Genomic DNA, 14,585 nt, shown 5'->3' with positions numbered 1-14,585 from the left:
CCTCTGTTTTTCTCAAGCCTTAACTCCCCTTAAGGTTTTCTCCCCGCTCTGTTTTTAAACTCCGTGTTCTCCGTGTCTACAGACCTTAGGTTTTTAGCGCCCCCTCCTTTTCGCATCAAGTAATACGCCGCAGGAATCACAAACATTGAGAGCAGCGGCGCGGTGATCATGCCGCCGACCATGGGGGCGGCGATTCGGCTCATGACTTCTGAGCCTGCGCCGCTGCCCCATAAAATCGGCAGCAGGCCAGCCAAGATGACTGAAACAGTCATAGCTTTGGGGCGCACTCTGAGCACCGCACCTTCGCGAATTGCCTCCAAAATCACGGCCAGCTCTAGTGGCTCATCGCCTATCTGCCGCTTCTCTAATGCCTGCTTAAGATACAGCAGCATGATCACGCCAAATTCAGCGGAAACCCCCGCCAGCGCAATAAAGCCAACGCCGGTGGTGATGGATAGGTGGTAGCCCAATATATACAAAAACCACATACCGCCCACCAGTGAGAATGGCAGCGTGGCCAAAATCAGCAGGGCTTCATCGATGCGCCGAAAGGTGAGGTAAAGCAGCACAAAGATAATCATCAGCGTGGCCGGAATCACCAGTTTGAGTTTGGCATTGGCGCGTTCTAAAAACTCAAATTGCCCTGAGTAGGCCACGCTTACGCCGGGGCTGAGGGTGACTTGGCTATCGATGGCGGTTTGCAAACGATGCACCACGCTAACTAAATCGCTATCCCTTACATCGATATAAATCCACGAGGCAAGGCGGCCATTTTCGCTTTTAAGCATGGGCGGGCCGTCGGTGATGCTGATTTTGGCGACCGACCCCAAGGTGATTTGTTGGCCCAAACTGGTCACAATCGGCAGATTACGCAGCGTCTCAGGGGAACCTCTTAGCTCACGTGGGTAGCGCACATTGATCGGATAGCGTGCCGTGCCTTCTACCGTTTCGCCGACATTTTCACCGCCAATTAAGCGGGCGACTACCGATTGCACATCGACCACATTTAGGCCGTAGCGAGCGGCTGCTGCGCGGTTGATATCCACATCGATATAGCGCCCACCAGTAAGCCGCTCGGCTAAGGCCGATGAAACACCGCTGACGGTTTTTGCGACTTTTTCGATGGCAATGGCGGTGGCGTCAATGCTGGCGATATCGGTGCCTGCCACCTTAATGCCGATGGGACTTTTAATGCCAGTGGCCAGCATGTCGATGCGGTTGCGAATCGGCGGCACCCAAAGATTAGCAAGGCCGGGGATTTGCACCGCGCGATCGAGTTCTTCCACCAGTTTTTTAGGCGTCATGCCAGAGCGCCATTGATCTTGCGGCTTAAAGTGGATGGTGGTTTCAAACATCTCCATAGGCGAGTTATCGGTGGCGGTTTCTGCGCGGCCTGCTTTACCAAAGACGGTGGCGACTTCAGGGATGGTTTTAATCAGGCGATCGCTTTGTTGCAGCAGCTCGGCGGCCTTGGCTGCAGAAAGGCCGGGCAAGGCACTGGGCATATACAGCAAATCGCCCTCGTCCATTTGCGGCAGAAACTCGCCACCTAATTGGCTGGCAGGCCAGAGCGCGGTGATAAACACCAAGACCGCTATGATTAAGGTGGTTTTCGGGCGCTTAAGCACGGCTTCTAGCAGCGGGGAGTACACCTTAATCAAAAAGCGATTCAAGGGATTACGGTTTTCATCGGGAATAGCGCCGCGTATCCAATAGCCCATCAAAATCGGCACAAGGGTGATCGATATCCCTGCCGCCGCCGCCATGGCGTAGGTTTTGGTAAAGGCCAGTGGCGCGAACAGCCTGCCCTCTTGTGCTTCTAAAGTAAAAATCGGAATAAAAGACAGGGTGATAATCAACAGGCTAAAAAATAGAGCTGGCCCTACTTCGGCAGCGGCGTGGCCGATAACTTGCCAGTGCTCAGCCCCCACTAGCTTTTGATCAGGATGCGCATGCGCCCATTCTTCGAGCTTTTTATGTGCATTTTCTATCATCACCACGGCAGCGTCGACCATGGCCCCGATGGCAATGGCAATGCCGCCCAGCGACATAATATTGGCGTTTACGCCTTGATAATCCATCACGATAAACGCCGCCAATACGCCCAGTGGCAGCGAAATAATCGCCACCAGCGCCGAGCGTAAATGCCATAGAAACACGGCACACACGAGTGCGACGACGATAAATTCCTCGAGCAATTTATGGCTGAGATTCTCTACCGCATGATCGATCAACTGGCTGCGATCATAGGTGGTAACGATCTCCACCCCAGCAGGCAGGCTTTTCTTGAGCTGCTCTAGCTTGGTGTGCACCGCGCTAATCGTGGCCCGGGCGTTTTTGCCCGAGCGCAAAATCACCACGCCACCCGCCACTTCGCCTTCACCATTTAGCTCGGCAATGCCACGGCGCATTTCCGGCCCAATCTGGATGCGGGCCACATCCCCCAGTTGCACGGCCACGCCATTGGCCGATGTTTTAAGAGGAATGGCTCTAAAATCATCCAGCGTTTTTAAATAGCCGCTGGCACGCACCATATATTCGCTTTCGGCCAGCTCAATCACCGCGCCGCCGGTTTCTTGATTGGCCTTTGCCATGGCATCCATCACAGCATCATGGCTGATACCAAAGCTAGCTAATTTCAGCGGATCAAGCACTACCTGATATTGCTTAACCATGCCACCAATCGACGCCACTTCGGCCACATTGGGCAAGGTTTTAAGCTCGTATTTAAGAAACCAATCTTGCAAACTGCGCAAATCGGCCAAGCTATGTTTGCCACTTTTATCAATCAGCGCATATTCATAAATCCAGCCCACCCCCGTGGCATCTGGCCCTAGGGCTGGACGAGCAGCGGCGGGTAATTTTGCTTGCACTTGATTTAAGTATTCTAAAACGCGGGAGCGCGCCCAATAGAGATCGGTATCGTCATCAAATAAAACGTAGACATAAGAATCGCCAAAAAAGGAAAAGCCCCGCACAGTCTTAACACCGGGCACAGACAGCATGGTGGTGGTAAGCGGGTACGTGACCTGATCCTCAACAATCCTCGGCGCTTGCCCCGGATAAGGCGTGCGAATAATCACCTGCACATCAGATAAATCTGGCAAGGCGTCGATAGGCGCATTTTTAACAGCCCAAATACCCCAAGCCACCAACATAACCGTGGCGAGTAAGACTAAAAATCGATTACGAATCGACCAGTAAATGACTTTGGCGATCATGGCTGACCTCCAGTCGGCAGAGGTGCTATTAAGTAATTTGATTTTCTAGTGGTGAACAAAGAAAAAATGTAATGAGCAGGCTCTTTGCATAGGGCTTTAAAGTCCCCTTGAAGCACGCCGAAGCGAGGAATAAGCGGATCGGGGTTTCGGAAAAGGGGTAGCGAGGCAGCGAGCGAGCAGCCTTTTTCGCCGAGCCGATTATCCGCAGTGAGGGGCTTTCGTGCTGGTCGGGGCGGCCTTCTTTGCTTACTTTCTTGGCCGTTCAAGAAAGTGAGTCCCCCGCGGGGATACCGCACCAAAATCAATGTGCCGAAGGCACTAAAAAGATCTTTTTGACCTTGGTTAGCGCATATAGAGTGAAACCGGCGGGTTGCACCCGCCCTACAAAAAGGAGGTTGGATCTGAAAAGTGCTCATCATGGCTGATCCCCAGTGGTCATCACCTGAATGCTTTGCACCACGCTGCCTTGCTTAATAAAGGAGAAACTCACCTGCTGGCCGACGCGAATCCCCTTCGCTAGACGGGGATTCGCCAAGGGAAAATCCATAGTCATGGCGGGCCAGTTGAGGCTAGCAATCGCACCGTGCTCTAGCGTAATTTGCTTGCTATCAATGGCTTTAACGATGCCTTGGCCTTGGTGCACCCCTTGAGTGGGGGCTGGGGTGGAAGTGACTGTTGGGGCCGAGGTGGCTGGGTTCATTCTTGCCAATACCCCCCGCAAGCTGGCCTCTGAATCAATCATAAATTGCCCAGAAACCACAATCTGCTCGCCTTCTTTTAGGCCGGAAATAATCTCGGTTTGCCCTTGATGCTCGCGGCCCGTTTTGACGTCGCTGGGTGTAAAGCGCCCTTGGCCGTCGCTGGTAATCACCACGCTGCGTTTGCCGGTGACGATAATACTTTCGCTTGGCACCAGCAAGACCGCACTGCTGTCAGGGTTGGCCAGAGAAATACGTGCAAACATGCCGGGGCGTAGCAGCCCCTTAGGGTTAGGAATCTCGGCCCTCACCCTTAGGCTGCGCGTTTCTTTATTTAACTCAGGCACGAGAGCCGTGACTTTGCCGCTGATGGGTGCATTGGGCCACGCTGCAAATAGAGCCTGAATCGGTGCGCCGATTTGTAGCGTGGCAGCTTGGGCCTCTGGCACTGCAGCCTCGATCCACATGCTGGCCAAGCCATTGATTCGTGCCAGTGGTGCACCAAGGCTCAGCACCATGCCTTGCCGCACAGATAGCTCGGCGATCATGCCGCTACGGGGGGCGGTAATGGTGATGGTGGCCTGCGGCTGGCCGCTTTGTTTTAGACGGGCAATCTGCGCCGCGCTCATGCCCAGCTGCTGCAGGCGAGAGAGCATCGCGCCTGCCAGCTCGGCATCATGGCGAAGTGCAAGATATTCATTTTGCGCGGCCAGCCATTCGGGTACGCGTAGCTCGGCAATCGGCGCACCGGCTGCAATCACATCGCCGCTTGCTAGTGGATAGACACGCTCCACAATGCCATTGCTACGCGCTTGAATAATCGCTACATCTCGATCGTTAAACACCACGCTGCCAGGAACCTCGATTGCTTGCGATATCGTGCCGCTGTGAACGGTGGCTAATTTAAGACCGGTGTTTTGTGTGAGGCTAGGGTCGATTTTGATGCTGTTGCTATTCGCTGCATCAGGAGCATCGGCATAGCGAGGCACCAGTTCCATATCCATAAAGGGCGATTTACCTGGCTGATCGAAATGCTGTTCAGGCTTCATTGGGTCGTACCAATAAAGCGCTTTGCGTGCCTCGACGGGAGCGCTGGCGGTAGCGTGGCTTGGCGTTGGTTTTAGCCACCAACCTGCGGCACTTCCGATAAAAAGGGCTGCAATGACTAAGGCGATGGTGCTATTGCGATTCATGATTAATGGCCCCCAGTCAGAAAGAAGATTTGCGCTTGGATGGTGGCAAGGCGGGAGGTCAGATCAAGGGCGCGTAACTGGGCGACTCTTTTGGTTTTACGAGCTTCAAGCACCGCATTGCTACTGCCCTTGCTAGATTGCAGCCCTGCTAAGGCCAGCTCGGCCTGCTTTTGAATTAAGGGCAGAGTCAGCTGCTTAAGCCTTTGCAGTTGGCTAGTCAGCGCATCGCCTTGTGCATTTAACTCGGCATATTGTTGGCGATAGCCTGCGCTACGAGCGGTTTTTTCTGCTTCGGCGCGTTGCAAATTGGCTGTGGCTGCGGCGATTTTTGGGTCTTGTCTCGATGCGGTAAAAAATGGCAGGTCAAAATAAATCCTCACCATCGCTTGGCTTTGCCCCATATCGCTGCGTTGCAGGGCCAGCTCCAATCCCCAGTCGGGGTGCTTGCCCGCTTCCATCAGCGCTAATTCGGCGCGGGCCGCACTAATTTGCGAGCTAGCTGCGTGCAGATCGGGTTGCTTGCTAAATTGATCTTCAGAGGCGGGTTCGCGCTGCCACACAGGCAGCGGGCCATTAACGATTTCGCGTGCGCGGTCAGGCCCAATCCAGCGCGCTAATAGCGCTCGCGCCTGTTGAAGCTCGCTCTTTAAATCATCACGTGCATCGGCTAATTGCTGGGTTTCTAGCTGCGCCGCCAAGGCATTGTCGGCCGTGCCGCCGCCTGCTAAAGCGGCACGGCTGAGGCTTAAGCTGTTTTGATTTTCGATGACTTGTGCATCAAGGATCTGTGCTTTTTCTTGCGTGTAATAAAGGCTGAGCCAAGCGAGCGTAGTGGCGCGTTTTACATTGAGCTGTGCATAGCGATGCTGGGCGCTACTCGCTTGCCATGCTGCAGTGGCGATTTGGCGCTCGGCTGCTCGCTTACCCGCATTAGGAAACTCCTGCATCAGGCCAATGCTGCGCATCGATTTGCCAACTTGATATTGGTCTTCTCCTTCTAAAGGCAGGCTATCGATGGTGAAGGCTATTTTAGGGTCGGGGAGCGATCCTGCCGACTGGGTTAAAGCATGTGTGGCGACCTCCCCTGACTGGCTGGCAATTAGATCGGGGGCATAGTTTTTGGCGGCAATTAAGGCTTCATCCAAGGTCAGTGCCTGTGCGCTAGACGCGCAAAGGACGAGCACAATGCTGCGCAGTGCATAAGGGAACATGGGTATTTCTCCAAATCTAAACTGAATACGAAACACCAAGACGTGAGGGCGAGCGAAGACGCACCGCTGTCATGGTGATGTTCAAATGGATCAGAGAAACAGGCTAGTTACGAAAGACTTGGTATTGGATGCGTAAGGGCACAGAGGAGGCGAGTAATGCAGGCGGTGCGGCTAATTGCTGATTGGGCATCGGTAAATAGCTATCGACTAAAGGCGCAAGCTGGAACAGGGTGAATAGCTGTGGAGTAGGCAGATTAGGTGTTTTATGGGCTTCTGATTGCGAATCTTTTTGGCAATGCGCCTTACACACCAAGGGCTGCTGGCTGGCTTTCATATCAACACAATCGCTCATATCGGCCATTTGCACCATCGCTGGGGCCTTAGGTAAGCTGGCTAGTGCATCCGCACAAGCATAAGCCGCCACAACGAACTGGCTAAAAGTCAGCAAGATCATTATCAGCAAAACGGCGAGCGGATGAGCTAAAAAGCGATATTTCATGAGCCTAGCTTTAGTGAGTGCACTATGTAGCTTATAGCAATGTGGCACGATTTTTTTTGATTTTGCTTAAGGTTACCCCTTAGGTAAAGAGTAAAACCCTCTTGTTTTCTGCATTAAATCTGCTCATAGGGTAATCGAGCTACATTTAAATACATCATTCATTATAGACATCTCCCTTCCCTCGCAGAGTCGCTTAGATACAATATTGTGCCTTATAAAATTAAAAGAACAATATTACGTATCCGTTCTACACAATAGATGTTTCTTTAAGCGCTTAAAAAACCACACCGCTGCTCAGTTTATTTATGGGGCTTTAAACTACAATATTTATCAGCCATATTTGCGGTATAAATTGGGCGAGTGCGTGTTTGCCTTGTTTTTTAGCGAGAAAAACAAGCGCATTTGATTGTTTTATAACGCGAGTTTGGTTTTTTTAAGAAGGATTAATTGGGACAAGTTGCTCGCCATGCCTTTGTTCTATTAGCGTTTACACTTGTCAATCTATTGCCTAAGGTAAAAGCCACACATTCAAAACGTGACAAGAGATACAATCAGTCACTAAAATGGCGTCCGCCTTAAATGATCACAAAGTAATATGCGTCAGATCGAAGATACTAAAACAGCTGAACTTCCTGGCATGCCAACAGCCAAGCGACGTGGCCGCCCTCCTCTTGGCGAGCGGGCGATGACGGCTGCCGAGCGCCAGAGAGCCAGTAGAAAAGCGCGCTTCCAAGCAGGTTTAAAAAATATGAGTTTAACGACACCAGTGCAATTTAATGCAATGGTAGATATTGCAACGCGTGAAAAATTAAAACGGGTTGCCGCGGAACAAGGCCTGACAATGGGCCAACTGCTAGATCGATTGATTGAGCAACTTTAAGTAAATTAAATGCAAAAAAAGACACCAGCGGTGTCTTTTTTTACGGCTAAAGCAAATAAGTTATGCTGCTGCTTTTGTTGCAACCACTTTTGCGCCTGCTTCAGCTGCATTTACAGTTGCGCTTACCAGTTCAGATGCAATTTTTTGACCTGTTTTGCTTACTGTATCATAGGTATTGCTGGCAGTTTCAACGACATTACGCAATGCGTTTACAGCAACGCCTGAGCCTGCTGGTGCGTTTTCAGTGGCTTTATCTAAAGTAGCCAGCAGGTTTTTGTTGAATTCTAAAACTTGTTCTTCGATCAGGCTGTTGAGTTCTTGCTGAGTTGCACTTGCCGCATCAAATACATTACGAGCCACCGACATACTTTTTTCTACGGATGGCTGAGCAAGCTGACGCTGAAATGCCACCAAGCCTTGTACATCTTTTACGCTTGAAAGCGCTTTCGTTGTTTCTGCGTGCTCTGCCATCAAATCACGAGTGATACCAATTTGCAGATTAACTAAACGCTCTACGCTGCTCAATGCAATATTGGTCAGACGTAGTGTTTTGTTCAGATTGGCTTGGCTTAGGTCCGCAAATTGTGTGGTGTTGAATTGTGGGGCTTTAAATAGGTCTTTGAACATGGTTTTTCTCCGGTTGTGCAGTGCAACAATGCAATTCATTATGAATGCACCATTCAGGGGAGTCAAACAATTTTGTGCAGTGCAACAAAATATTCAAATTCCAACACAAAAACAGAGCTAAGCCCTTGTATCTACAACGCTTCCAAGCCCTGCGGGGTTGTTGTATTTAGGTGCAGCAGGCACGGCATCAAGCAAGCTAAGCGCTGATTGTGCTTGAATATCCATGGTTTTTTTCATCACCATAAGGGCTGCAGTGCTTTGCACGGTTGCAGCGCCACTGGCACTTGCTGCGGAAACATCCATAAATCACCTCTAAGCAAGGATTTGTTGACTCCCATTCTAGCATTGGGCCGCTTTATTTTCTGCGTGAAATTATCTACTCCATCTTTGAGCCGCTTCGCGGCTGATGAGTGATAAAATGCGCGCATGAATTCGCCCTCCTTTATCCATTTACGTCTCCACTCCGAGTTTTCAGTCACCGATGGCATCGTCCGCCTTAATGATGCGGTGAAAGCGGCCAAGTCAGGCGGCATGCCTGCGCTTGGCGTTTCGGATTTAATGAACCTTTTCGGCATGGTGAAACACTATAAAGCCTGTCGCGAGGCCGGAATTAAACCCATCGTCGGTATTGATGCCTGGATAGAGAACCCAGACGATCGGGACACGCCCTTTCGTATTCTGCTGATTTGCAAAAGCCGAGCAGGCTATGGCCGCCTTTGCGATCTGCTATCGAATGCTTTTCGTAATAACCAATACCGTGGTCGTGCCGAGCTTAAAAAAGAATGGCTCACGAACGGCGATAACAGCGAGCTAATTTGTCTATCAGGCGCAGGGCTGGGTGAAATTGGCCAACTTCTGATTGCCGGGCAATACGATGCGGCTCTGGCAGCAACGCTCTGGTGGGCAGATACCTTTCCTGATCGTTTCTATCTGGAGCTGCAACGCACGGGCTTTCCAACGTGCGAGCCTAGCGTGCAAGGACACTTGGATTTAGCATCAGATCTGGATTTACCCGTTGTGGCTACCCACCCTGTGCAGTTTATGGATAGGGATGATTACAAGGCACACGAAGCGCGTGTTTGTATTGCCGAAGGCAATATGGTGTCGGATAAGCGCCGCCCTCGCCTCTTTACCGAAGAGCAATATTTTAAATCTACGGCCGAGATGGCCGAGCTGTTTGCCGATGTGCCGCAAGCCCTCGCCAATAGTGTGGCGATTGCCGAGCGCTGTAATTTATCAGTTACGCTCGGCAAAAACTATTTGCCGGATTTTCCTACGCCTGACGGCATGACGCTGGATGATTTTCTTGTTTTTGAAGCCAAACGCGGCTTAGAAACCCGATTGCAACTACTTTATCCGGATGAAACCAAGCGTGATGCCGAGCGCCCGCGTTATTTAGATCGGCTCAAGTTTGAAACCGATACCATTGTGCAAATGGGCTTTCCAGGTTACTTCCTGATCGTTGCCGACTTTATTATCTGGGCCAAGCACAATGGCTGTCCTGTTGGTCCCGGCCGTGGATCGGGAGCTGGGTCCTTAGTTGCTTACAGCATGGGCATTACCGATATCGACCCTACGGCCTATGCCCTGCTGTTTGAGCGTTTTCTGAATCCTGAACGCGTTTCCATGCCCGACTTCGATATCGATTTTTGTCAGGAAAACCGCTGGCGGGTCATTGAATATGTGCGTGAGAAGTATGGCGTTGAGGCGGTCAGCCAGATTGCTACTTTTGGCACGATGGCCGCCAAGGCTGTGGTACGCGATGTGGGCCGTGTGCTTGATCTGCCCTATATGTTTTGTGATGGCTTATCCAAGCTGATCCCTGCTGCGCCCGGCAAGCAATATAGCCTGGATGACGCGCTGGAAATGGAGCCCATTTTAAAGCAGCGCGTTGAAACTGAAGACGAAGTGAAAGAGCTGTGGGTGCTGGCTAAAAAGCTGGAAGGAATTACGCGCAATATCGGCATGCACGCAGGGGGCGTCTTGATTGCGCCCGGCAAGATCACCGATTTTTGCCCGATTTACTTAGCTTCTGGTGCGGATTCGGCACCGGTTTCGATGCTCGACAAAGACGATGTTGAAAAAATCGGTCTGGTTAAGTTCGACTTTTTGGGTCTGCGCAACTTAACCATTATTGAGCTGGCATTAAGCTATATCCGCGATATGGAAGGCAGCGCTCCCGATTTAATGCTGCTCGGTTTTGAAGACCCTGCCGCTTATAAAGTCTTTAGGGATGCCAACACCACCGCCGTGTTTCAGGTGGAATCGGACGGAATGAAGCGGCTGCTGGCCAAGCTAAAGCCAGACCGTTTTGAAGATATTATTGCGGTATTGGCGCTCTATCGTCCTGGCCCATTGGGCTCGGGGATGGTGGATACCTTTATTAACCGTAAAAACAAGTTAGAAGAAGTTGATTACTTTCACCCAGACCTGACAGCTTGCCTCGACCCCACTTACGGTGTGATCGTATATCAAGAGCAGGTGATGCAGATTTCGCAAATTATCGGTGGCTATACCCTCGGTGGTGCGGATATGTTACGCCGCGCCATGGGGAAGAAAAACGCCGATGAAATGGCTAAGCACCGCGAAAAAATCGCTGAAGGTGCGGCGCTAAAAGGCTACAACCCTAAGCTTGCCGAGCAGCTATTTGACTTGATGGCGAAGTTTGCCGAGTACGGTTTTAATAAATCGCACACGGCAGCTTACGCGGTGGTTTCCTACCATACTGCTTGGCTAAAAGCGCATCACTGCGCGGCGTTTATGGCCGCCACCATGAGCTCGGAGCTCGACAATACCGATCAGCTTAAAGTGTTTTATGACGATAGCGTCGAAACCAATAAACTGACTTTATTGCCGCCCGACGTGAATCACAGCTTTCATAAGTTTGTGCCCGTTTCACGCAAGGAAATACGCTATGCACTTGGTGCAATCAAAGGTGTAGGTGAATCTGCCGTGCAAATGATTGTGCGCGAGCGAGAAACCAACGGCCCATTCACTGATTTATATGATTTTTGCCGCCGCACCGAAAAGCGCGAAGTCAATAAACGTACTTTAGAAGCCTTGATTCGTGCGGGGGCATTTGATCAGATCGATGATCATCGTGCTCGCCTTTTGGCCAATGTAGAGCAGGCGATGGCTTTGGCTGAAAGCGAATCAGCCAATAAAAATCAATCCAGTCTGTTTGATATGCTCGAAGCCGTTGATGTGCCCCAAGTGGCCATTATTGAAGCGCCTCTATGGGATGAGCGGGTAAAGCTGGCCGAAGAAAAAAATGCAGTTGGTTTTTATATTTCCGGCCACCCTTTTGATGCCCACGCCAAAGGCATTCGCCAGTTTATTAAATCGTCTTTAGAGCGCTTAGAGCCAAGCCGCACGCCACAAATGATGACCGGCATTGTGAGTGGCTTAAGAATTAAAAACGGCGAGCGTGGCCGAATGGCTTTTGTGACCTTGGATGATGGCAAATCACGCCGTGATGTCACGGTTTATTCCGAAGTATTTGAAGCCAACCGGAACAAAATTAAAGAAGACACGCTCTTAGTGATTGAAGGCAAGGTTTCCGAAGATCGGTTTTCAGGAGGCTTACGCATTATTGCAGATACCATTTATGATATTGCAGAAGCGCGCAGCCGTTTTGCGCGCAGCATGACACTGGGAATGCGCCAAGGCATGGATGCCCAGCGTCTTAAAAACTTGCTGGCGCTGCACCGTGGTGGAGAGTGCCCCGTTGAAGTGGATTACCAAAATACAGACGCAGCCTGCACTCTTTCACTGGGTGAAAGCTGGAGAATTACATTGCACGATGAATTACTGGCAGAATTAAAAAGCTGGCTAGGAAATGAATCAGTTTCTGTTAAGTTTTAAACACAATTTTAACAACTACTGAAACACCTGATTACAACATGCTTAAAGAAAGCACAGCATCTAAGCCGAACATCAGTTTTTGACAAGGGATACAAATATGGACGAAGAAATTCGCAAGAAAGCCCTCGAATATCACCGCTTTCCTAAGCCAGGTAAGATTCAGGTTATGCCTACTAAGGCTTTATCAAGCCAACGCGATTTAGCGCTGGCTTACTCTCCAGGCGTTGCGGCTGCATGCGATGCCATCGTTGAAGATCCTAACGAAGCGCGCAACCTTACTGCGCGAGGCAATTTAGTCGCGGTCATCACCAATGGCACTGCAGTACTCGGCCTAGGCGATATCGGCCCGTTGGCGAGCAAGCCAGTCATGGAAGGGAAAGGCGTTTTATTTAAAAAATTCGCCGGAATTGATGTATTCGATATCGAAATCGATGAAAAAGACCCTGTAAAGCTCGTTGAAATCATTGCCTCGCTTGAGCCCACTTTCGGCGGGATTAACTTAGAAGACATTAAAGCGCCAGAATGCTTCTACGTTGAAAAAATGCTGCGTGAGCGGATGAAAATCCCCGTCTTTCACGACGACCAGCATGGCACTGCGATTATTGTGGGTGCTGCCGTTAAAAATGGCTTACGTTTGATCGGCAAGAAAATTGACGAAGTAAAACTAGTGGCCTCAGGTGCCGGTGCGGCGGCCATTGCTTGTTTAGACTTACTGATATCCTTAGGTGTAAAACGTGAAAACGTGACCGTTTGCGATTCCAAAGGTGTGATTTTTGTAGGCCGCGGCCCGCTGGATGAAACCAAACAGCGCTACGCGCAAACCACAGAATCACGCACGCTTAAAGATGCACTGGTGGGTGCGGATATCTTCCTGGGTCTGTCAGGCGCGGGTCTTGTTACCGGCGATATGATTCAGCTTATGTCAGCTACCCCGCTGATTTTAGCGCTGGCTAATCCTGATCCAGAAATCACCCCGCCGGATGCGCGTGCCGCACGCAGCGATGCGATTGTTTGTACTGGCCGCTCGGATTACCCAAACCAAGTTAATAATGTACTTTGCTTCCCGTTTATTTTCCGTGGGGCGCTAGATGTTGGCGCGACCACGATTAATGAAGCGATGAAGCATGCTGCGGTGAATGCGATTGCTGAATTGGCACATGCTGAGCAATCCGATGTCGTTGCCGATGCATACGGTGGCCAGAATTTAAGCTTTGGCCCTGATTACCTGATTCCAAAACCCTTCGACCCACGTCTGATTATCAAAATTGCCCCTGCTGTAGCACGTGCGGCAATGGAATCAGGCGTTGCAACCCGCCCGATTGAAGACTGGAGCGTGTATATCGAAGAGCTGACGCAATTCGTATACAAATCAAATTTATTTATGCGCCCAGTCTTTACTGCCGCGAAAAAAGCCAATAAACGGGTCATTTTCTGCGAGGGTGAAGACGAGCGTGTCTTGCATGCTGTACAAGAAGTAGTTGATATGGGCATTTGCCAGCCGATTATTATTGGCCGCCCTGCCATTATTGAAAATCGCATTGAAAAGCTCGGCTTGCGAATTAAAGCAGGTGTAGATTTTCAGCTGTGTAATCAAGAAGACGACCCGCGTTTCCGCGAATACTGGATGGAATACCACGACATTATGAAGCGTCGCGGTGTGGCAGAAGAGCTAGCCAAAGCTGAAGTTCGTCGTAAAACTACGCTGATCGGTGCATTGATGCTAAAGCGTGGTGAAGCGGATGCCATGATTTGCGGTACTTATGGTCAGTATCAGCGACACCACTGGTATGTCAGCAATGTTTTGGGCTTACGTAAAGGTGCCAAAGTCACTGCGGCAATGAATGCCTTGCTCTTGCCAACGGGCAATGTATTTATCACAGATACTTACGTTAATCACGATCCAAATCCTGAAGAATTGGCCGAGATTACCCTGATGGCCGCCGATACCGTGCGTAAATTTGGTATTCAGCCTAAGGTTGCCTTGCTGAGCCACTCTAATTTTGGCAGCATGGATACGCCATCGGCACGTAAAATGCGCGCTACATTGGCCATCTTGCGTGAACGCGCGCCAGATCTGGAAGTCGATGGCGAAATGCATGGCGATGCCGCTTTGTCTGCAGCCGTACGTCAGCAAGTATTTCCAACATCCACACTGAAAGGTGAGGCAAATCTATTGATTATGCCTAATCTGGATTCCGCCAATATCTCCTTCAATTTATTGAAAATGACTAGCGGTGATGGCGTAACGATTGGCCCGATGTTAATGGGCTTGGCTGCGCCAGTGCATATTCTGACGCCAACGGCTTCAGTACGCCGCATTGTCAATATGTCGGCTTTGGCCGCAGTAGAAGCTGCAGCCAGAGACTAGTTGTAAAGTAAGCCCGGCATTTCT

9 protein-coding genes are annotated in these 14,585 nt (G+C 50.6%); 3 read left to right on the top strand and 6 right to left on the bottom strand.

The window, feature by feature from the left end; translation table 11 throughout:
* Positions 1-29: 29 nt before the first annotated feature.
* The 4 genes from ACFQNF_RS17760 to ACFQNF_RS17745 form a co-directional block, all read right to left on the bottom strand.
* Positions 30-3,221 carry an efflux RND transporter permease subunit gene (locus tag ACFQNF_RS17760; protein ID WP_380189244.1) on the bottom strand — a complete coding sequence of 1,064 codons (3,192 nt, stop codon included), beginning with the start codon at positions 3,219-3,221 and terminating at the stop codon, positions 30-32.
* A 415-nt stretch (positions 3,222-3,636) separates the two neighbouring features.
* Positions 3,637-5,112 (bottom strand): efflux RND transporter periplasmic adaptor subunit, encoded by a 1,476-nt coding sequence (locus tag ACFQNF_RS17755; RefSeq protein WP_380189243.1) that lies wholly within the window; start codon positions 5,110-5,112, stop codon positions 3,637-3,639.
* A gap of 2 nt (positions 5,113-5,114) precedes the next feature.
* Entirely contained in the window at positions 5,115-6,323 is a 1,209-nt protein-coding gene (locus ACFQNF_RS17750) for a TolC family protein (RefSeq protein WP_380189242.1), read from the bottom strand.
* A gap of 103 nt (positions 6,324-6,426) precedes the next feature.
* A complete protein-coding gene (locus ACFQNF_RS17745) occupies positions 6,427-6,822 on the bottom strand; it encodes a hypothetical protein (protein ID WP_380189241.1) in 396 nt (131 codons plus the stop codon).
* Between the two features lie 595 nt (positions 6,823-7,417).
* Between ACFQNF_RS17745 and ACFQNF_RS17740 the strand changes: the two genes are divergently transcribed.
* Positions 7,418-7,702 carry a hypothetical protein gene (locus ACFQNF_RS17740; protein WP_046350134.1) on the top strand — a complete coding sequence of 95 codons (285 nt, stop codon included), beginning with the start codon at positions 7,418-7,420 and terminating at the stop codon, positions 7,700-7,702.
* Between the two features lie 60 nt (positions 7,703-7,762).
* On the opposite strand, the gene ACFQNF_RS17735 is transcribed toward ACFQNF_RS17740, so the two are convergent.
* Together ACFQNF_RS17735 and ACFQNF_RS17730 are read right to left on the bottom strand one after the other, a co-directional pair.
* Positions 7,763-8,329: a phasin family protein gene (locus ACFQNF_RS17735; protein WP_380189240.1), complete on the bottom strand. Its 567-nt coding sequence runs from the start codon at positions 8,327-8,329 to the stop codon at positions 7,763-7,765.
* A 117-nt stretch (positions 8,330-8,446) separates the two neighbouring features.
* Positions 8,447-8,632, bottom strand: a complete 186-nt coding sequence (locus ACFQNF_RS17730) for a YjfB family protein (protein ID WP_380189239.1) — start codon at positions 8,630-8,632, stop codon at positions 8,447-8,449.
* Between the two features lie 123 nt (positions 8,633-8,755).
* Between ACFQNF_RS17730 and dnaE the strand changes: the two genes are divergently transcribed.
* Entirely contained in the window at positions 8,756-12,193 is a 3,438-nt protein-coding gene (gene dnaE, locus ACFQNF_RS17725) for a DNA polymerase III subunit alpha (RefSeq protein WP_380189238.1), read from the top strand.
* 97 nt (positions 12,194-12,290) lie between these two features.
* The gene (locus ACFQNF_RS17720) at positions 12,291-14,561 is read left to right on the top strand and encodes an NADP-dependent malic enzyme (protein ID WP_380189237.1); all 2,271 of its coding nucleotides are present in this window, start codon (positions 12,291-12,293) and stop codon (positions 14,559-14,561) included.
* Positions 14,562-14,585 lie beyond the last annotated feature (24 nt).

Origin of the sequence: Iodobacter arcticus, assembly GCF_042664895.1 — a bacterium.
In the GTDB taxonomy this organism is placed as follows: Bacteria; Pseudomonadota; Gammaproteobacteria; order Burkholderiales; family Chitinibacteraceae; genus Iodobacter; species Iodobacter arcticus.
Note: the sequence above shows the minus strand (reverse complement) of the source record. Positions and strands in the feature narration are given on the sequence as shown.

Coding starts and splice junctions, on each gene's coding strand:
- ACFQNF_RS17760 (WP_380189244.1), bottom strand. CDS start 3,221: ATGATCGCCAAAGTCATTTACTGGTCGATTCGTAATCGATTTTTAGTC.
- ACFQNF_RS17755 (WP_380189243.1), bottom strand. CDS start 5,112: ATGAATCGCAATAGCACCATCGCCTTAGTCATTGCAGCCCTTTTTATC.
- ACFQNF_RS17750 (WP_380189242.1), bottom strand. CDS start 6,323: ATGTTCCCTTATGCACTGCGCAGCATTGTGCTCGTCCTTTGCGCGTCT.
- ACFQNF_RS17745 (WP_380189241.1), bottom strand. CDS start 6,822: ATGAAATATCGCTTTTTAGCTCATCCGCTCGCCGTTTTGCTGATAATG.
- ACFQNF_RS17740 (WP_046350134.1), top strand. CDS start 7,418: ATGCGTCAGATCGAAGATACTAAAACAGCTGAACTTCCTGGCATGCCA.
- ACFQNF_RS17735 (WP_380189240.1), bottom strand. CDS start 8,329: ATGTTCAAAGACCTATTTAAAGCCCCACAATTCAACACCACACAATTT.
- ACFQNF_RS17730 (WP_380189239.1), bottom strand. CDS start 8,632: ATGGATGTTTCCGCAGCAAGTGCCAGTGGCGCTGCAACCGTGCAAAGC.
- dnaE (WP_380189238.1), top strand. CDS start 8,756: ATGAATTCGCCCTCCTTTATCCATTTACGTCTCCACTCCGAGTTTTCA.
- ACFQNF_RS17720 (WP_380189237.1), top strand. CDS start 12,291: ATGGACGAAGAAATTCGCAAGAAAGCCCTCGAATATCACCGCTTTCCT.